Origin of the sequence: Nonomuraea sp. NPDC049419 (genome assembly GCF_040676995.1) — a bacterium.
GTDB classification, from domain to species: domain Bacteria; phylum Actinomycetota; class Actinomycetes; order Streptosporangiales; family Streptosporangiaceae; genus Nonomuraea; species Nonomuraea salmonea.
This window is the reverse complement of sequence record NZ_JBFAQB010000006.1, coordinates 55,872-73,317: the sequence shown is the minus strand read 5'-3', so window position 1 is coordinate 73,317 and position 17,446 is coordinate 55,872. Positions and strand designations below refer to the sequence as shown.

Genomic DNA, 17,446 nt, shown 5'->3' with positions numbered 1-17,446 from the left:
AGGCCATGGCCGGGGCCGCCAGAGGTCGATGACCATGGCAGGGCGTTCCAGCGCGTCAGGACGTCCTTGCCGGACGGTCGAAGCCGTGGAGCACCTAGGCTGGTGGAATGATCTACGTCATGACGCCCCTCACCAGGGAGGTTCGCGAAGCCGTGGCGCTGGCCTGGGGTGTCACGGGGGACGGGGAGCGGCTGCACGGTGGTGAGGAGTCGGCCGCCTACCGTCTCGACGGGCACGTGATCCGGGTCGGTCCTGTGGGGCGTGGCGTCGCCGAGGCGGAGTGGTGTCATGCGGTCGCGCGGCATGCCGCCGCTGATCTGCCTGAGGCCGTTGCGCCGCTGGCGACTTTCGAAGGGGCGACGGTCGTCGTCGTGAGTGGCCGTCCGGTCTCCTGCTGGCCGTACGTCGAGGGTGGCTGGCCGGACTCCGACGTCCCGGCTCAGCGCGAGGCCGGTGCTCGGTTGCTCGCCAGGCTGCACAGGTCGCTCTCCGGGTGCCGTCCTGGTCCGCGGCCGGTGGCCGCCTTCCAGGAGTCCGGCCTGTACGGCGCTCCGCCCCAGGACGCCGCCGAGCTGGACGACCCCGGCCTGGACCGCTGGCTGGCCGACTTCCACGCCAGGCATGCCGTGCGCCACCCTCTGCACGGGGACTACTACACCGGCAACACCTTGGCCCGGGATGGCCGGATCGTGGCGGTTCTCGACTGGGACGAGACCTTCGTCGGTGCCCCCGAGCTGGAGCTGGCCGCCGCCGCCCTGGAGTGGGGTGATGACGTGGCCGGGCCGAGCAAGGAGTTCGTGGCGGCGTACCACGAGGAGGGCGGCACGGCGGGGCACCTGGACGAGGAGTCGCTGGCGCAGCTCGTCAGGCACAAGCTGCGCAGGGAGTACGCCTACTTCCACAAGGCCGCCCGCGCCGGAGTCGCGCACGATGAGGAGGACCTCGAATACCACCGCGCCCGGGTGGAGCTGTTCCACCGTCTGCGCCCCTGACGCAGCGACGACGGCAGGCGGAAGGCCGCGGCGAGCAGCAGCTCCTTGCGCGAGAACGTCGCCGCCGCCGAGCTCGCCCACTTGGACGCCGTCGCGGTCTAAGAGTCCTTCAGCAGGCCGCGTTCGCCGAAGACCTTCTTGGCGACGAACGTGGCGTTGATGGCCTTGGGCATGCCGCAGTAGACGGCGGTGTGCAGCAGGGCTTCGGCGATCTCGTCGCGGGTGAGGCCGACGTTGAGCGCCGCGTTGATGTGCACGTCGAGCTGGGGTTCGCAGCCGCCGAGGGCGGTGAGCATGCCGAGGGTGACCAGTTGGCGGTCGCGTGGCGACAGGCCGGGCCGGTTGTAGATCTCGCCGAAGCCCCAGGCCACGACCTGGTGGCCGAGCTCGGGGTTGATGTCGGCGAGGGCGTCGATGACGCGCTGCCCGCTCTCGCCGTCGACGCGGTCGAGAACCTCCATCCCGCGCTCGAAACGGTCCTGACGGGTCTCGGCGGTGGTGTCCGAGGCGGGGGCGGTGGTGGGTTCCGTGGTGAAGTCGGCGGTCATGGTTGATCCGTTTCCGGCTGCTGGTCGAGCAGCGTCTCGTAGTGCTTGATCTTGTCGCCCAGTGCGGCGGCGTTGCGGAGCAGGCCGCGGATGCGCTCGTCGAGCTCGGCCTGGTGTTCGCGGAGCAGGGTCAGCCGGTCCCCGAGGGTGGCGTCTCCGGCGGCGCGCAAACGGGCGTACCGCTGCATGTCGCTGATCGACATGCCGGTCTCGCGCAGCCGCAGCAGGAACTCCAGCCAGTCCAGGTCGGCGGCCGCGTAGCAGCGCTGGTTGCCGGGGGTGCGGCCGACTCCTTCGATCAGCCCGGCGCGCTCGTAGTAGCGCAGGGTGTCCGGCGAGAGGCCGGTGCGCGCGGCGACCTGGGCGATCGTGAGGGTCGGCTGCTCCTGCGGCCGGGCATGTCCGTCACTCATCGGACGAACGGTAGAAGTTGGAGCGCGCTCCAAGTCAAGCCGGGTCAGACGCTCAGGGTGTGCAGCAGGAACCGGATGCGCGTGGTGAGGTCGTCGGCCGTACGGACGAACGCCGGGTAGCCGCCCTGATCAGGGGCCGCCGGGTCGGGGAGGCTCCAGTGCGTCGTCTCGGGGGCGCCGGGGAAGTCGGGGCATACCTCACGGACCCGGTCGCACAGGGTGATCACCCGGTCGAAGCGGCGGCCGGTGAACTCGCCCAGGTGCTTGGGGCGGTGGGCGCTCATGTCGAGGCCGCGTTCGTGCATGACGCGGATCGCGTCGGGGTGCAGCGGTTTGGGGGCGCTGCCCGCGCTGGCGGCCTCGGCCCGCGGCCCCGCCAGGTGCCGCAGGAGAGCCTCGGCCATCTGCGATCGGGAGCTGTTGCCGGTGCAGAGGAACAGGACGCGGAGGGGAGCGGAGCCGTCCTGGGGCGGGGGCGGCGCGGCGGGGATCAGGCGGAGGCCGGGATGCAGCGCGGCGCCGGCCTGCATGAGCAGGGTGCGGCAGGTGGCGAGGTCGAGGCTGTAGTACGTGTCGCGCTTGTCGGCGGAGCTGCGGCGCATGGTGACCAGGCCGCCGGCGCGCAATTGACCCAGATGGTAGGAGGTGAGGCTCTGCTTCTGGCCTACCAGGGCCGTGAGCTCGCGTACCTGCAGATCGCCGCGCGCCAGCTCGTTCAGCAGCCGCCACCGCACCGGATGCCCGGTCAGGCGCAGGACCTCGGGCGGTGAGAGAGTGTCGCTCACATGTGGCACGATACATCAAACCAAATTGATGAAAATGCCGATCGCGGCGCCGCCTGCGACGAGCCAGGCGTTGTTGAGCTTGGTGCGCCACAGCAGGAGCAGGCTGATCAGGGCGATGGCCACCGTCGGCAGGTCGATGAGGGCGGTGCGGGCGAGCTGGTACGACACGCCGGCCATGAGCGCCAGTGCGGTGGCGTTGACGCCGTCGAGCAGGGCGGAGGTCCAGCGGGATGCGCGGAGCCGGTGGGTGATCTTGGTGAGCAGGCCGACGAAGACGAAGGAGGGCAGGAAGATGGCGACGGTGGCGAGGAACGCGCCGATGGGGCCGGCGACGAGGTAGCCGATGAAGGTGGCGGTGGTGAAGACCGGTCCTGGGGTGACCTGGCCGATGGAGACGGCGTCGATGAGCTGGGCGGAGGTGATCCAGCCGAGCCGGTCGACGAAGTCGCCGCGCAGGAAGGCGAGCAGGACGTAGCCGCTGCCGTACAGGACAGAGCCGATCTTGAGCATGGTCAGGAAGAGCTGGGTGAGCTGGCCGCCGGTGGGGTCGGGGAAGACGGGTGTGCCGAGAATGGGGACGGCGAGCAGGCCGTGCACGCCGCCGCCGGGGCGGCGCGGCAGGTGGGCGGCTGCGGCCAGGAGCGCGCCGGCCGCCAGGATGAGGAGCTCGTTGACGCCCAGCAGGTACGCGGCCAGCGCCCCGGCCGCCACCGCCCCGAGCCACCAGGACTTGATCACGGCCCTGAGCAGGCCGAACAGGGCGTGGGCGATGATGGCGATGACCACGGGGACGATGCCGTACAGGATGCCCTCGACGGCCGGGGTCCTGCCGTAGGTGACGTAGGCCCAGGCCAGGGCGGTGACGATGAGGGCGGCGGGGAGGATGAAGCAGGCGCCCGCCAGGATGAGGCCGCGCCTTCCCGCGCGGTCGTGGCCGAGGTGGATGGCGAGTTCGGTGGAGTTGGGGCCGGGGATCAGGTTGGTGGCGCCCATCAGGTCGGCGAAGCGTTCGTCGGTGACCCAGCCGCGGCGGCGTACCAGCTCGTCGCGCATCATCGCGGTGTGCGCGGCGGGGCCGCCGAACGCGATGGTGCCCAGTTTGAGGAAGAGCAGCGCCACCTCCCGCGCCGCGCCGCCCTGGCGATCGTCCACCCCGCCGTCCTTCCGCTCGCTCTCGCTGTCCGGGTACATCAAACCAGATTGATGTACCATCGCCTCACGGCGGTCCCCGGTAGCGATGCCGCCGCGACAGGAGGCTCCCGTCATGGCCACGTCCGACCAGTACGCCGGCGTCCGCTACCTCGTGGACGACGTCCAGGCCGCCGTCGACTTCTACGCGACCCACCTCGGTTTCACCGTCCGCACCGCCGTCGCGCCCGCCTTCGCCGACGTCGTGCGCGGCCCGCTGCGGCTCCTGCTGTCCGGCCCGCCCAGCTCCGGTGCCCGCGCCACCCCCGAGGGCACCCCGCCGGGCCGCAACCGCGTCCACCTCATCTACGAGGACCTGGACGCGGAGATCGACCGGCTGCGCGCCGCCGGGCTGTCGTTCCGCAGCGAGGTCGTCTCGGGCCCCGGCGGCCGGCAGATCCTCCTCGAAGACCCCTCCGGCAACCTCGTCGAACTCTTCGAGCCCGCCACCCCGCACTGAACCTCACCGGCTTGCCGCTCTCTACGCTGGCCCCATGAACCCACGACTCAGGGACGATCTCGCCGACCTGCCCGGCCTGCTTCACGAGGCTCGCGAGCACGCCACCCGGTTCCTGGCGGGGCTGGGGGAGCGGCCGGTCGGGCCGCCGCCTCGCTCACGCGAGCCGGTCGCGTTGCCCGAGAGCGGCGCCGGGGCGAGGGGTGCGCTGGAGGTGTTCGAGCGGCGCTGGGCGGCCGGGTTCTCGGGTGGCGCCGGTCCCCGGTACCTGGGGTTCGTCGTCGGTGGCAGTACGCCGGCCGCGCTCGCCGGTGACTGGCTGACCGCCGCCTACGACCAGAACGCCGACAGCGGCGTCGACTCCTCGGTCGCCGACCTCGAACGCGAGACCGTCGCCTGGCTGCGCGACCTGTTCGGGCTGCCGGGCGCGCACGAGGGGGCGTTCGTCAGCGGCGCCACCATGTCGAACGCCACCGGCCTGGCCATCGGCCGCGAGTGGGTCGGCGAGCGACGCGGCCTCTCGGTGGCCGAGCAGGGGCTGGCCGCGCTCGGGCCGGTGAAGGTGCTGTCCGGGACGCCGCACTCCAGCATCGGCAAGGCGCTGTCGATGCTCGGGCTCGGCCGTTCGGCGCTGTGCAGGGTCGGCGTGCTGCCCGGCAGGGAGGCGGTGGACGTACGGAGCCTCGAAGCGGCGCTGCGCGAGCTGGACGGCGAGCCCGCGATCGTGGTCGCGAACGCCGGCACGGTCAACACCGTCGACTAGGACGACCTGCGGGCGATCGCCGCGCTGCGCGAGCGGTACCCGTTCTGGCTGCACGTGGACGCCGCCTTCGGCGCCTTCGCCGCGCTCTCGCCCGGCCACGCCCACCTCGTGGACGGCCTGGGCGAGGCCGACTCGATCTGCCTCGACCTGCACAAGTGGCTGAACGTCCCGTACGACAGCGCCGCGCAGTTCACCCGCCGCCGAGACCTCCAAGCGCGGGTGTTCCAGAACTCGGCCGCCTACCTCGGCCCGCTCGGCGACCGGCCCGACTTCCTGCACCTCACGCCGGAGAACTCGCGGCGGCTGCGGGCCCTGGCGGCCTGGTTCACGCTGGCGGCGTACGGGCGGGAGGGCCACGCGGAGATCGTCCGGCGGGACATCGCGCTCGCCGCCCGCCTCGGTGAGCGCCTGGCCGCGATGCCCGCGTACCGGCTGCTGGCCCCGGTCCGGCTGAACGTCGTCTGCTTCACCCTCGCCGACGCCCCCGAACGGGCCGCCGAGGTGGCCCGCGCGGTCGCGGAGTCCGGCGAGGCGTTCGTCACCACCACCGAGTACGCGGGCGTCCCGGCCCTGCGGGCGGCGTTCTCCAACTGGCGCACGACCGAGGCCGACGTCGACCGCGCGGCCAAGGCCCTGGAACGCGCGGCCGGCTGAGTTCCGAGCCCCTGCTGATCACGACGCCGGTAGGCCGCCGTGATCAGCAGTGCTAGAGAGCGGCGGCGTGCGTACGGGCGCGCAGGCGCAGGATCACCATGGCCACCAGCGCCGCCGCGACCGACCCGGTCAGCACGGCCACCTTCACCTGCGCGACCTCCGCCGCGCCGAAAGCCAGCTCCCCGATCAGCAGCGACACCGTGAACCCGATCCCCGACAGCACGGCGAGCCCCGCCATGTCGGTCCACCCCAGCCCCTCGTCCAGCGTGGCGCGGGTGAATCTGGCCACCAGCCACGTCGCGCCCAGGATGCCGAGGGGCTTGCCGATGAGCAGCCCGGCCAGGATACCGGCGGCGATCGGCTCGGTCAGCGTGCCGGCCAGCCCGCTCAGCCCGCCCAGCGACACCCCGGCGGAGAAGAACGCGAACACGGGCACGGCGACCCCGGCCGAGACAGGACGGAACCGGTGCTCGAAGTGCTCGGCGAGCCCGGTCGCGTCCTCGCCTGAGCGCGCCGCGACGGGAACGGTCAGCGCCAGCAGCACCCCCGCCACGGTGGCGTGCACCCCCGAGGCGTGCACCAGCGTCCACGTGGCGAACGCCAGCGGCAGCAGCAGCCACCAGGCCCGTACGCCGCGCCGGACCAGCACCGCGAAGACCGCCAGCGGGACGAGGGCGCCAAGCAGCGGCAGCACCGCGAGGTGTGAGGTGTAGAAGAGGGCGATGACGACGATGGCGATCAGGTCGTCCACCACGGCCAGGGTCAGCAGGAAGGTCCGCAGTGCGTCCGGCAGCGAGCGGCCGATCACCGCCAGCACCGCCAGCGCGAACGCGATGTCGGTGGCGGTCGGGATCGCCCAGCCCTGCGCGCCGCCCGAGCCGCCGGCGAACGCGAGGTAGACCAGCGCGGGCACGACGACCCCGCCGAAGGCGGCGGCCACCGGCACCGCGGCCCGCCGCAGGTCACGCAGGTCGCCCGCGACGAACTCGCGTTTCAGCTCCAGCCCCGCCACGAAGAAGAAGATCGCCAGGAGGCCGTCCGCGGCCCACGTCGCCAGGTCGAGATCGAGGTGCAGCGCGGCGGGGCCCACCTCGAACGCCCGCAGGTCCTCGTACGTCTGCGCCCACGGCGAGTTGGCCCAGATGAGCGCGACGAGTGCGGCGGCCAGCAGCAGTGCGCCGCCGATGGTCTCCTTGCGCAGGATGCCGGCGATGCGGCGGGCTTCGGAACGGTAGAACAGGTTTCGGGCAGGGCGAGATGGCGTGGTGAAGGTGCCGGGCATGAAGCTCCGCTCGTGGTCGGGGACAGGACGTTACGCTCGCCGACCAGACTTCCCGGCACACCACCTAAAACCTATCAAACTACGCATACATCGCTTAGCTCCTGGAGAGGACGGCGTCCACCAGCGTGTCGGTGAACTCCTGCGTCACGGGCCGGCCGGTGACCAGGACGCGGTAGTAGATCGGCCCCATGATCTGGTCGACGGCCAGGTCGATGTCCAGATCGGGGTCGAGGTCGCCGCGGGTGAGCGCGCGTTCGAAGGGGAGCCGGTCGTAGCCGCGCTGCTTGCCGAGGTGCTCGGCCTGCAGCCGGGCGGCGAGCGCCGGGTCGTGCTGGGCCTGGGCGGTCAGGGCGCGGAACACGGCGCCGGCGTCGGAGGCGGTGAGGAAGGCGGCGACGTCGCGGGCGTGGGTGCGCAGGTCATGCCGCAGGTCGCCGGTGTCGGACGGGATGAGCGCCTCGGCGGCGTCCTGGACGAAGGCGTCCATGAGGATGTCGTTCTTGGACGGCCACCAGCGGTAGATCGTCTGCTTGGCCACGCCCGCCCGCTCGGCGATGCCCTCGATGGTCAGGCGCGCGTAGCCGACCTCCACCAGCAGGTCGTCGGCCGCCTCCAGCACGCTCTGGCGCGCCTCCTCGCTGCGGCCGTACCGGTTGCCGCGGTGCTTCTGTGCGGTGCCGCCCATGGGCTCCCTCCTTCGACGCGTCCGACCTTAGCAGTTTGTCTAGACGCAACGGTGCGTCTATGTTAGACGCCATGAACACATTGACGAAGCCGGACATCGCGCAACTCCTCGACCGGCTGTTCGCCGCCGCCGACCGCGAAGAGGCCGACCCCGCCCCCTGGCCGCTCGACATCCCGTACGCCGAGGCGACCGCGCGGCAGCGCGCCGACGCGATGGCGGGGGAGTACATGCCGATCTCCAGAGCGGGCGGCCGGTTGCTGTACGCGCTGGCACGCAACGGCCGCCCCGAGACGATCGTCGAGTTCGGCACCTCGTACGCCATCTCCACCCTCCACCTGGCCGCCGCGGTCGCCGACAACGGCACGGGCCACGTCTGGACGACCGAGCTCAGCGACGTCAAGGTCAAGGCCGCGCGCGCCAACCTGGAGCAAGCGGGCCTGGCCGAGCACGTGACGATCCTGGCCGGCGACGCCCTCGAGACGCTCGCCGACCTCCCGGGGCCGATCGGCCTGCTGCTGCTCGACGGCTGGAAGGAGCTGTGCCTGCCGGTGCTGCGGCTGCTCGAAGACCGCCTGGCCCCGGGGGCGCTCGTGGTGGCGGACGACATCACCTTCGAGAGCATGGCCGGCTACCTCGCCTACGTCCGCGACCCCGCCCACGGCTACGTCTCCGTCGCCTTCCCCGTGGAGGACGGCATGGAGATCAGCTGCCGCCCCTAGCGCTTTGCCGTTGCGGCAAACGGCTTTGCGGACCACGCGTGGCCGCCCCGACCCTGGTCACTGAGCAACCCCTACCGACAGGAGGCCACAGTGAACAAGGATCTCGCCGGCCGGACCGCACTGGTCACCCGAGCCGCCGACCTCGCCGGCCGGACAGCGCTGATCACCGGAGCCACCGCGGGCATCGGCCGCGCCACCGCCCTGGCCCTGGCCGGGCGCGGCGCCCGCGTCATCGTGCACGGCCGCGACCGCGAGCGTGCGGAGACCACCCTGAGCCGGATCGAGGAGGCGGGCGGCTCGGCCCGCTTCGAACCCGCCGACCTCACCCGGCCCGCCGAGGTGACGGCGCTGGCCGAACGCGCCGGGGACGTCGACATCCTCGTCAACAACGCCGGCGTCTTCCACTTCGCCCACACCGCCGACACCGACCGAGCGACCTTCGACACGCACGTCGAGGTCAACCTGCGCGCCCCGTACCTGCTCGTGCAGGCCCTGGCCCCCGCCATGGCGCAGCGCGGGCACGGCGCGATCGTCAACGTCAGCAGCGGCGCCGCCACCACCCCCGGCCACGGCACCGGCGTCTACGGCGCCACCAAGGCCGCCCTGGAGTCCCTCACCAGGACCTGGGCGGCGGAGTACGGCCCGGCGGGCGTCCGGGTCAACGCCGTCGCGGCCGGCCCCACCCGTACGGAGGGGACGGCCGCGTTCGGCGACGCCTTCGAAGCCGCGGGACGGTCGGTCGCCCTGGGACGCCTCGCGGACGCCGAGGAGATCGCCGCGGCCGTCGCCTTCCTCGCCTCCCCGTCCGCCAGCTACGTCAACGGCACCACCCTCAGCGCCGTCGGCGGCCTGCCCGCCCACGGCTGAGCGTGACGATGGATCAGCGAGGTCGCGGATGACCCCGCTCCATCGTCAAAGCCCTACCTGGCGCGGCTCAGGGGGTGTAGCGGTAGCCCATGCCGGGTTCGGTGATGAGATGGCGGGGGTGGGCGGGGTCGGGTTCGAGTTTCTTGCGCAGCTGGGCCATGTACTGGCGCAGGTAGTGGGTCTCCTTGACGGCCTGGCCGCCCCAGACCTCGGTGAGCAGGTAGCGCTGCGGGATGAGCTTGCCAGGATTGCGCAGCAGGATCTCCAGGATGTGCCACTCGGTGGGGGTGAGCCGCAGCCCGCCTGAGACGGTCTTGCCGGCCAGGTCGACGACGTGCTCGCCGATGCGGACGCTGGCCGGCTCGGCGTCGTGGACGGCGGCGCGGCGGGAGACGGCGCGGATGCGGGCCAGCAGCTCCTCGATGCTGAACGGCTTCGTCACGTAGTCGTCGGCTCCGGCGTCCAGGGCGTCGATCTTGTCCTGGTTGTCGGCGCGGCCCGACAACACGACAATGGGCACCCGGGTCCAGCCGCGCAGGCCGTGGATGACGTCCGTGCCGTCGATGTCGGGCAGCCCGAGGTCGAGGACGACGAGGTCGGGCTGCCATCGGGCGGCCTGGCGCAGCGCCGATGAGCCGTCGGCGGCGACCTCGACCTCGTAGTGGCGGGCGACCAGGTTGATGCGCAGGGCGCGCAGGATCTGCGGCTCGTCGTCGACGACGAGGATCTTGGTCATGACGGCTCCACCGCGTCGTGGACGGGCATGCTCACCATCATCGTCAGCCCTCCTCCCGGCGTCTCCTCCGGGGTGAGGGCGCCGCCCATGGCCTCGGTCAGGCCGCGCGACAGCGCGAGCCCGAGGCCGACGCCGGTGCCGTTGTCGCGGTCGCCGAGTCGCTGAAAGGCCAGGAAGACGCGCTCGCGGTCCGCTCGCGGGATGCCGGGGCCGCGGTCGATCACCCGGATCTCGACCTTGTCGTCGTGCCTGCTGCCGGTGATGAGCACCTTGCGCTCGGGCGGGCTGTGGCGTACGGCGTTGGCCATCAGATTGACCAGCACCCGCTCCAGCAGGGCGGGGTCGGCCACGATGTCGGGCAGGTCGGCGGCGAGGTCGCCCTCGATGCGGTCGCGCAGGGCGCCGAGGTCGTCCACGGCGCGGGGCACGACCTCCTCGAGCGCGACGGGCTGCAGCGACAGCCCGAGGACGCCGGCTTGGAGGCGGCTCATGTCGAGCAGGTTCTCCACCAGCCGGTGCAGGCGGGTCAGGGACTCGTCGGCGGTGGCGAGCAGCTCGTCGCGGTCCTGGGGCGTCCAGGCGACCTCGTGGTTGCGCAGGCTCTCGACGGCGGCCTTGGCGGCGGCGAGCGGGGTGCGCAGGTCGTGGCTGACGGCGGCCAGCAGGGCGGTGCGCATCTTGTCGGCAGCGGCCAGCGGCTCGGCCCGTTCCGCCGCCTCCTGGAGGCGTTCCTGGCGCAGCGCGACGGCGGCCTCGGCGGCGAATGCCTCCAGCACCCGCCTGTCGCTGGCGTCCAGCAGCCGGCCGCGGGCGGCGAGGACCAGGTCGTCCCCGACGGCGACGTCGGTGTCCGCCATGGCGGGCGCGGTGCAGGGGGCGGCGCCCGAGGTGGCGACGATGCGCCAGGCGCCGGGGTCCTGCCGGTCGCCGGCACGTTCGAGCAGGGTGACCGCGTCGAGCCCGAAGGTCTCGCGCAGCCGCCCGAGGAGCGAGGGCAGCGCGGCCTCGCCGCGCAGCACGTGACCGGCCAGTGTGGACAGCACCTCGGCGTCCGCGCCCGCGCGGGCGGCCTGCCTGGTACGCCGGGCCGCCAGGTCCACGATCGTGCTGACGGCCGCCGCGACCAGGACGAACACCACCAGGGCGAACAGGTTCTCCGGCGCGGCGATGGTGATCTGCCCGGTGGGCGAGGTGAAGAACCAGTTGAGCAGGAGCGAGCCGCCGACGGCGGCGAAGATCGCCGGCCACATGCCGCCGACGAGGGCGACGACGACGACCAGGCAAAGGAACAGCAGGATCTCGCTGGGCAGCGAGAGCACACCGCGGAACGGCGACAGGGCGGCGGTCAGCGCCGGCATCCCGGCCACCGCCACGGCCCATCCGGCCAGCCGGCGCGTACGGGTGAGCGCGGCGCGGGCACGCTCCGGCCGCCTGCGGCCCTTCTTGGCCTCCTCGTGAGGCACCAGGTGCACGTCGATGGAGCCGGACAGCGAGGTCGTCTCCACGCCGACGCCGCGCGAGAGGATCTGCGCGAACCGTCCTCTGCGGGAGGCGCCGAGGACGAGCTGGGTGGCGTTGACGCCGCGCGCGAAGTCCAGCAGCGCGCGGGGGATGTCGTCGCCGACGACCTGGTGGTAGCTGCCGCCCATGTCCTCGACCAGCGTGCGCTGCCTGGCCAGGTTCGCCGGGTCGGCGCCGGCCAGCCCCTCGGCACTGGTGACGTGGACGGCCAGCAGGTCGGCGCCCTTGGTGCGGGCCGCGATGCGGGCGGCTCTGCGGACGAGTGTGTCACCCTCGGGGCCGCCGGTGAGGGCGACCACGACGCGTTCGCGGGTCTCCCAGGTGCCCTCGATGCCGTGGTCGGCGCGGTAGCGGTCGAGCTGCTCGTCCACCTTGCCCGCCACCCACAGCAGCGCCAGCTCGCGCAGCGCGGTGAGGTTGCCGACGCGGAAGTAGTTCGCCATGGCGGCGCTGACCTTCTCGGGCGCGTACACGTTGCCGTGCGCCATGCGGCGGCGCAGCGCCTCCGGAGACATGTCGACCAGCTCGATCTGGTCGGCGCGGCGCACCACCTCGTCCGGCACGGTCTCGCGCTGCGGCACGCCGGTGATCTCCTGGACGACGTCGTTGACCGACTCCAGGTGCTGGACGTTCACGGTGGAGACGACGTCGATGCCGGCGTCCAGGATCTCGTCGATGTCCTGCCAGCGCTTGACGTTCTTCGAGCCCGGGACGTTGGTGTGGGCCAGCTCGTCGATGAGCGCCACCGCCGGCCGGCGCGCGATCACGGCGGCCACGTCCAGCTCGGTGAAGGTGGCGTCGCGGTGGACGACGCGCCTGCGCGGGACGACCTCCAGCCCCTCCAGCAGGGCGGCGGTGCGGGGCCTGCCGTGGGTCTCGACCAGGCCCACGACCACGTCCCTGCCGCGCTCGCGCGCGCGGCGGCCCTCGCCGAGCATCGCGTACGTCTTGCCGACCCCGGGCGCCGCCCCGAGGTAGATGCGCAGCCGTCCCCTCATGTCACCTCCCGTCGAGGGCGAGGTTGAGTTCGAGCACGTTGACGGCGGGCTCGCCCATGAAGCCCAGCGCCCGGCCGGTGGTGTGCCGCCGGATGAGCCGTTCGACCTCGGCCCGGTCGAGCCCGCGCGCCCTGGCGACGCGGGGCGCCTGGAGCTCGGCGTAGGCGACGGAGATGTGCGGATCCAGGCCGGAGCCGCTCGCCGTCACCGCGTCGGCCGGCACCCGCACGGCGCTCACGTCACCGCGGACGGGGACGGTACGCCCGGCCGCGTAGTCCTCGCCCGGCCTGGCGCACTCCACCGTCACCCCCTGGTACGTGCGCACGAACGGGACGGCCGGGCAGACCTGGTTGACGCTCACCACCCGGCCGGGGAACACCTTGAGCACCGCGCCGACCCCGTCCGCCGTGCAGTACGGACGCGCGCCGCTGACCCCCTCCAGCTCGCCCACCGCCTTGGACCGGGCGCAGACCAGGGTGAGCAGCGACGGCCTGCCCGCGTCCACGACGTCCTCGGGCCCCAGGCTGGAGGCGCCGCTCGCGGCCGGGTCGTGGCCGGTCGCCGACGGGCGGGACTGGAAGTACGCGCGGACCGGCTCACCGCCGGCGCCGGTGAAGGACTGGCCGATGAGCGCGCTGCCGACGGCCCTGCCGTCCGCGGCGACGATCGAGCCGTTGGCGCGGCCGTGGAACAGCGCCTGCGCGACGCCGGTGACGGCCAGCGGATAGACGACGCCGAGCAGCACGCTGAGAACGGCCACCGCTCTCAGCGCGGCCACGTGCCGGCGAACCCAGCTGGGCATACGTTCCATTTAACTCATCCCTGGAAGGAGGCTGACGAGCAGGTCGATGGCCTTGATGCCGAAGAACGGCGCGACGACGCCGCCGAGCCCGTAGACGTACAGATTGCGGCTGAGCAGCTTGGACGCGCTGGACGGCCGATAGCTGACGCCTCTGAGCGCCAGCGGGATCAGCGCGACGATGACGAGCGCGTTGAAGGTCACCGCCGCCAGGATCGCGGACTGCGGGCTGGACAGGCGCATGACGTTGAGCGCGTCAAGACCGGGGTAGACCGCGGCGAACATGGCCGGAATGATCGCGAAGTATTTGGCGAGGTCGTTGGCGATCGAGAACGTGGTGAGTGCGCCCCGCGTGATGAGCAGCTGCTTGCCGATCTCGACGATCTCGATGAGCTTGGTCGGGTCGGAGTCGAGGTCCACCATGTTCCCGGCCTCCTTGGCGGCGGAGGTTCCGGTGTTCATGGCGACGCCGACGTCCGACCGGGCCAGGGCGGGGGCGTCGTTCGTGCCGTCGCCGGTCATCGCGACCAGCCGGCCGCCCTCCTGCTCCTTCCTGATCAGGGCGAGCTTGTCCTCGGGGGTGGCCTCGGCGAGGAAGTCGTCCACGCCGGCTTCCTCGGCGATGGCCGCGGCGGTCAGCGGGTTGTCGCCGGTGATCATGACGGTGCGGATGCCCATGCGGCGCAGCTCGGCGAAGCGTTCCCGCATGCCCTCCTTGACGACGTCCTTGAGGTGGATCACGCCGAGCACGCGGCCGGCCTCCGCGACCACCAGCGGGGTGCCGCCGGAGGCGGAGATGCCGTCCACGACCTGCCCGACCTCTCCGGACGGGCGGCCGCCCGCCTCGCCCACCCACGCCAGGACCGCGGCGGCGGCGCCCTTGCGCACCTGGCGGCCGTCCACGTCGACGCCGGACATGCGGGTATGGGCGGTGAACGGCACCCAGGTCGCGTGCGCGAGCTCGCCCGGAGGGCGCTCGCGCAGGCCGTGGTGCTGCTTGGCGAACACCACGATCGAGCGGCCCTCGGGGGTCTCGTCGGCCAGGCTGGACAGCTGCGCCGCCGCGGCCAGCTCGGCCTCGCCGGCCCCGTCCACCGGGACGAACGCGGCGGCCTGCCGGTTGCCGAGCGTGATGGTGCCCGTCTTGTCCAGCAGCAGCGTGGACACGTCGCCGGCCGCCTCGACCGCGCGTCCCGACATCGCGAGCACGTTGCGCTGCACGAGGCGGTCCATGCCGGCGATGCCGATGGCCGACAGCAGCGCGCCGATCGTGGTCGGGATCAGGCAGACCAGCAGCGACACCAGCACGACGCCGGTGACGCCGTCGCGGCCGATGGCGAGGGAGCCGGGGACGCCGGGGTTGGCGGCGACGGAGTAGACGGCCGCCGGCTGCAGGGTGACGGTGGTGACGAGGAAGATGACCGTCAGCGCGGCCAGGAGGATGTTGAGCGCGATCTCGTTCGGCGTCTTCTGCCGGTTCGCGCCCTCGACCAGCGCGATCATCCGGTCGATGAAGCTCTCGCCGGGCTTCTGGGTGATCCGCACGATGATGCGGTCGGACAGCACCTTCGTGCCGCCCGTCACGGCGGAGCGGTCGCCGCCCGACTCGCGGATGACCGGGGCGGACTCGCCGGTGATGGCGGACTCGTCCACGCTGGCGATGCCCTCGACGACGTCGCCGTCGCCGGGGACGACCTCCCTGGCCTCGACGATCACGTGGTCGCCGGGCCGCAGGTCGGCGGCTGGGACGACGTCCCACGTGCCGGGGTCGTGCGGGCTGCGCAGCCGGCGGGCCCGGGTGCCGGCCTTGGCCTGGCGCAGCGTGGCCGCCTGCGCCTTGCCGCGGCCCTCGGCGACCGCCTCCGCCAGGTTGGCGAAGAGCACGGTCAGCCACAGCCACGCCACGATCGCCCAGGCGAAGAACGAGGGATCGGCGACGGCGAGGATGGTGGTGAGGGCCGCGCCGGCTTCGACGACGAACATCACCGGGTTGCGCCACAGCGTGGCCGGGTTGAGCTTGCGCAGCGCGTCCGGCAGTGCGGCGGCCAGCTGACGGGGGTCGAGCAGGCCGCCTTTCAGCACAGGGGTTGACATGTCAGGACAGTCCTTCTGCGAGGGGCCCGAGCGCGAGGGCAGGGAGGAAGGTGAGGGCGACCAGGATCACGGTGACGCCGATGAGCAGGCCCACGAACTGCGGCCGGTGCGTCGGCAGCGTGCCCGCGCCTTCGGGGACGGGCGCCTGCGCGGCCAGCGACCCGGCCAGAGCCAGCACCAGGACGATCGGCAGGAAACGGCCGAAGGCCATGCACAGGCCGAGCGCCACGGCGTACCAGGGAGTGCCGGCCGTGAGGCCGGCGAAGGCGGAGCCGTTGTTGTTCGAGGCGCTGGTGAAGGCGTACAGGACCTCCGACAGGCCGTGCGGGCCGGCGTTCAGCATGGCCGCACGCCCCTCGCCCGAGCCCAGCGCGGCGGCGCTGCCTGACAGCACCAGCACCGGCGTGACCAGGAAGTACAGCGAGGCCAGCTTGATCTCGCGGGCGCCGATCCGCTTGCCGAGGTATTCCGGGGTGCGCCCGACCAGCAGCCCGGCGACGAACACCGTGATGACGGCCAGCACGAGCATGCCGTACAGGCCCGCGCCGACCCCGCCGGGCGCGACCTCGCCCAGCATCATGTTCAGGAGCGTCATCATGCCGCCGAACGGGGTGAAGGAGTCGTGGGAGGAGTTCACCGCGCCGGTGCTCGTGAGCGTGGTGGCGGCGGCGAACGTGGCCGAGCCTGACACGCCGAAGCGCAGCTCCTTGCCCTCCATCGCGGCGCCGGCCGCCTGCGGCACGGTGGCGGCGCCGGACAGCTCGAAGACGTTCGTGAGCAGCACGCTCGCCACCGCGAGCACGCCCATCACCGCCAGGATCGCATAGCCCTGCCTGGCCTGGCCCACCAGGCGGCCGAAGGTACGGGTGAGCGCGAACGGGATCACCAGGAGCAGGACGATCTCGAACCAGTTCGTCCAGCTCGTCGGGTTCTCGAACGGGTGGGCCGAGTTCGCGTTGTAGAAGCCCCCGCCGTTGGTGCCCAGCTCCTTGATGGCCTCCTGGGAGGCGACAGGCCCGCCGGTGATGGCCTGCGTGCCGCCGGTCAGGGTCGTCACGTGCTGGACGCCGGAGAGGTTCTGCACCACGCCGCCCGCCACCAGCACCAGCGCGCCGGCGAAGGCGATCGGCAGCAGGATGCGCAGCGTGCCGCGGACCAGGTCCACCCAGAAGTTGCCGATCGTGGCCGACTCGCGGCGGGCGAAGCCGCGTACCAGGGCGACCGCGACCGCCATGCCGACCGCGGCCGAGACGAAGTTCTGCACGGCCAGCGCGGCCATCTGCGTCAGCTGTCCCATGGTGGACTCGCCGGCGTACGCCTGCCAGTTGGTGTTGGTGACGAAGCTGATCGCGGTGTTCCAGGCGATGTGGCCGGTCACCGGTTCCATGCCGAGGCTCAGCGGCAGCCGGTCCTGCAGGCGCTGCATGCCGTACACGACGAGGACCGAGACCAGCGAGAACGCCAGCAGGGCGCGGGCGTAGACGGGCCAGCTCTGCTCGGCGTCCGCGCGGACCCCCAGCAGGCGGTAGACGCCGCGCTCGGCGGCGGTGTGCCGGGACGTCGCGTAGACGCGGTACATGTGGTCGCCGAGCGGCTTCCAGGCCAGCGCCAGCGCGGCGATCAGGGAGCCGGCGAAGAGCGTGGCGGCCATCAGAAGCGCTCCGGGAACAGCAGGGCCGCGATCATGAAGACCACCAGGGCGGCGGCCACGATGAGGCCGATGGCGTCGACGGCGCTCACAGCCGCTCCACCGCCCGTACGACCAGCCCGAAGACCGCGAAGATCGCGATCGTCATGGCGACGAAGATGACGTCGGCCATCCCCACTCCTCAGCTCGGATGATCAGATCGCCGCTCCTGGATGGGCGGCGCAGATCAAGCAAACGTCGGAAATATGGGTGTTTCGCCGTTCTTGACGGGATTCATACGGCAGCGGCCCGAATATT

Annotated in this window: 18 protein-coding genes; 6 read left to right on the top strand and 12 right to left on the bottom strand. The window is 72.4% G+C overall.

The genetic code is table 11. The features are described 5' to 3' along the window. Nucleotides 1-107: 107 nt before the first annotated feature. Nucleotides 108-992: a phosphotransferase gene (locus tag AB0K12_RS19990; protein ID WP_364562897.1), complete on the top strand. Its 885-nt coding sequence runs from the start codon at nt 108-110 to the stop codon at nt 990-992. A 98-nt stretch (nt 993-1,090) separates the two neighbouring features. Here the strand turns inward: AB0K12_RS19990 and AB0K12_RS19985 are convergent, their stop codons facing one another. The 4 genes from AB0K12_RS19985 to chrA are packed head-to-tail and all read right to left on the bottom strand — an operon-like array spanning nt 1,091 to nt 3,929. Next, nucleotides 1,091-1,540, bottom strand: coding sequence for a carboxymuconolactone decarboxylase family protein (locus AB0K12_RS19985; protein WP_364562895.1), 450 nt, complete (start codon nt 1,538-1,540; stop codon nt 1,091-1,093). Continuing rightward, nucleotides 1,537-1,953 carry a MerR family transcriptional regulator gene (locus AB0K12_RS19980; RefSeq protein WP_364562892.1) on the bottom strand — a complete coding sequence of 139 codons (417 nt, stop codon included), beginning with the start codon at nt 1,951-1,953 and terminating at the stop codon, nt 1,537-1,539. The genes AB0K12_RS19985 and AB0K12_RS19980 overlap by 4 nt, the downstream gene beginning before the upstream one ends. Nucleotides 1,954-1,997: 44 nt before the next feature. Further along, nucleotides 1,998-2,738, bottom strand: coding sequence for a MarR family transcriptional regulator (locus tag AB0K12_RS19975; RefSeq protein WP_364562889.1), 741 nt, complete (start codon nt 2,736-2,738; stop codon nt 1,998-2,000). Nucleotides 2,739-2,753: 15 nt separating this feature from the next. Then, nucleotides 2,754-3,929: a chromate efflux transporter gene (gene chrA, locus AB0K12_RS19970; protein ID WP_364562886.1), complete on the bottom strand. Its 1,176-nt coding sequence runs from the start codon at nt 3,927-3,929 to the stop codon at nt 2,754-2,756. A gap of 73 nt (nt 3,930-4,002) precedes the next feature. Here chrA and AB0K12_RS19965 point away from each other — a divergent pair, with 73 nt between their 5' ends. From AB0K12_RS19965 to AB0K12_RS19955, 3 genes are read left to right on the top strand one after another with little or no spacing between them, the layout of a single operon-like run. Further along, on the top strand, nt 4,003-4,386 hold the full coding sequence (locus tag AB0K12_RS19965) for a VOC family protein (RefSeq protein ID WP_364562883.1): 384 nt from the start codon (nt 4,003-4,005) through the stop codon (nt 4,384-4,386). A 34-nt stretch (nt 4,387-4,420) separates the two neighbouring features. Beyond that, nucleotides 4,421-5,146, top strand: a complete 726-nt coding sequence (locus AB0K12_RS19960; protein WP_364562880.1) for a pyridoxal-dependent decarboxylase — start codon at nt 4,421-4,423, stop codon at nt 5,144-5,146. 6 nt (nt 5,147-5,152) lie between these two features. Further along, nucleotides 5,153-5,800, top strand: a complete 648-nt coding sequence (locus AB0K12_RS19955) for a pyridoxal-dependent decarboxylase (protein ID WP_364563941.1) — start codon at nt 5,153-5,155, stop codon at nt 5,798-5,800. Nucleotides 5,801-5,852: 52 nt separating this feature from the next. Here the strand turns inward: AB0K12_RS19955 and nhaA are convergent, their stop codons facing one another. After that, nucleotides 5,853-7,082, bottom strand: coding sequence for a Na+/H+ antiporter NhaA (gene nhaA / locus AB0K12_RS19950; protein WP_364562877.1), 1,230 nt, complete (start codon nt 7,080-7,082; stop codon nt 5,853-5,855). 94 nt (nt 7,083-7,176) lie between these two features. Further along, nucleotides 7,177-7,767, bottom strand: a complete 591-nt coding sequence (locus AB0K12_RS19945; RefSeq protein ID WP_364562874.1) for a TetR/AcrR family transcriptional regulator — start codon at nt 7,765-7,767, stop codon at nt 7,177-7,179. A 71-nt stretch (nt 7,768-7,838) separates the two neighbouring features. Between AB0K12_RS19945 and AB0K12_RS19940 the strand changes: the two genes are divergently transcribed. Both AB0K12_RS19940 and AB0K12_RS19935 read left to right on the top strand, forming a co-directional pair. Continuing rightward, nucleotides 7,839-8,486 carry a class I SAM-dependent methyltransferase gene (locus tag AB0K12_RS19940; protein WP_364562871.1) on the top strand — a complete coding sequence of 216 codons (648 nt, stop codon included), beginning with the start codon at nt 7,839-7,841 and terminating at the stop codon, nt 8,484-8,486. Between the two features lie 90 nt (nt 8,487-8,576). Continuing rightward, on the top strand, nt 8,577-9,353 hold the full coding sequence (locus AB0K12_RS19935; protein ID WP_364562868.1) for an SDR family oxidoreductase: 777 nt from the start codon (nt 8,577-8,579) through the stop codon (nt 9,351-9,353). Nucleotides 9,354-9,420: 67 nt separating this feature from the next. Here the strand turns inward: AB0K12_RS19935 and AB0K12_RS19930 are convergent, their stop codons facing one another. The 6 genes from AB0K12_RS19930 to kdpF are packed head-to-tail and all read right to left on the bottom strand — an operon-like array spanning nt 9,421 to nt 17,241. Then, a complete protein-coding gene (locus AB0K12_RS19930) occupies nt 9,421-10,089 on the bottom strand; it encodes a response regulator (RefSeq protein ID WP_364562865.1) in 669 nt (222 codons plus the stop codon). Further along, nucleotides 10,086-12,608: a DUF4118 domain-containing protein gene (locus tag AB0K12_RS19925; protein WP_364562862.1), complete on the bottom strand. Its 2,523-nt coding sequence runs from the start codon at nt 12,606-12,608 to the stop codon at nt 10,086-10,088. Before AB0K12_RS19925 ends, AB0K12_RS19930 begins: the two co-directional genes overlap by 4 nt. A 1-nt stretch (nt 12,609) precedes the next feature. Next, on the bottom strand, nt 12,610-13,419 hold the full coding sequence (locus AB0K12_RS19920; protein ID WP_364562859.1) for a potassium-transporting ATPase subunit C: 810 nt from the start codon (nt 13,417-13,419) through the stop codon (nt 12,610-12,612). Beyond that, nucleotides 13,420-15,501: a potassium-transporting ATPase subunit KdpB gene (gene kdpB / locus AB0K12_RS19915; protein WP_364562856.1), complete on the bottom strand. Its 2,082-nt coding sequence runs from the start codon at nt 15,499-15,501 to the stop codon at nt 13,420-13,422. It lies immediately after the preceding gene. A gap of 1 nt (nt 15,502) precedes the next feature. Beyond that, nucleotides 15,503-17,152, bottom strand: coding sequence for a potassium-transporting ATPase subunit KdpA (gene kdpA / locus AB0K12_RS19910; RefSeq protein WP_364562853.1), 1,650 nt, complete (start codon nt 17,150-17,152; stop codon nt 15,503-15,505). Next, nucleotides 17,152-17,241, bottom strand: a complete 90-nt coding sequence (gene kdpF / locus AB0K12_RS19905) for a K(+)-transporting ATPase subunit F (RefSeq protein ID WP_364562850.1) — start codon at nt 17,239-17,241, stop codon at nt 17,152-17,154. The genes kdpA and kdpF overlap by 1 nt, the downstream gene beginning before the upstream one ends. Nucleotides 17,242-17,446: the final 205 nt, after the last annotated feature.

Bases quoted from the DNA above. Each gene is read 5' to 3' on its own strand.
- AB0K12_RS19990 (WP_364562897.1), top strand. From the start codon at position 108: ATGATCTACGTCATGACGCCCCTCACCAGGGAGGTTCGCGAAGCCGTG.
- AB0K12_RS19985 (WP_364562895.1), bottom strand. From the start codon at position 1,540: ATGACCGCCGACTTCACCACGGAACCCACCACCGCCCCCGCCTCGGAC.
- AB0K12_RS19980 (WP_364562892.1), bottom strand. From the start codon at position 1,953: ATGAGTGACGGACATGCCCGGCCGCAGGAGCAGCCGACCCTCACGATC.
- chrA (WP_364562886.1), bottom strand. From the start codon at position 3,929: ATGTACCCGGACAGCGAGAGCGAGCGGAAGGACGGCGGGGTGGACGAT.
- AB0K12_RS19965 (WP_364562883.1), top strand. From the start codon at position 4,003: ATGGCCACGTCCGACCAGTACGCCGGCGTCCGCTACCTCGTGGACGAC.
- AB0K12_RS19960 (WP_364562880.1), top strand. From the start codon at position 4,421: ATGAACCCACGACTCAGGGACGATCTCGCCGACCTGCCCGGCCTGCTT.
- nhaA (WP_364562877.1), bottom strand. From the start codon at position 7,082: ATGCCCGGCACCTTCACCACGCCATCTCGCCCTGCCCGAAACCTGTTC.
- AB0K12_RS19945 (WP_364562874.1), bottom strand. From the start codon at position 7,767: ATGGGCGGCACCGCACAGAAGCACCGCGGCAACCGGTACGGCCGCAGC.
- AB0K12_RS19940 (WP_364562871.1), top strand. From the start codon at position 7,839: ATGAACACATTGACGAAGCCGGACATCGCGCAACTCCTCGACCGGCTG.
- AB0K12_RS19930 (WP_364562865.1), bottom strand. From the start codon at position 10,089: ATGACCAAGATCCTCGTCGTCGACGACGAGCCGCAGATCCTGCGCGCC.
- AB0K12_RS19925 (WP_364562862.1), bottom strand. From the start codon at position 12,608: ATGAGGGGACGGCTGCGCATCTACCTCGGGGCGGCGCCCGGGGTCGGC.
- AB0K12_RS19920 (WP_364562859.1), bottom strand. From the start codon at position 13,419: ATGGAACGTATGCCCAGCTGGGTTCGCCGGCACGTGGCCGCGCTGAGA.
- kdpB (WP_364562856.1), bottom strand. From the start codon at position 15,501: ATGTCAACCCCTGTGCTGAAAGGCGGCCTGCTCGACCCCCGTCAGCTG.
- kdpA (WP_364562853.1), bottom strand. From the start codon at position 17,152: ATGGCCGCCACGCTCTTCGCCGGCTCCCTGATCGCCGCGCTGGCGCTG.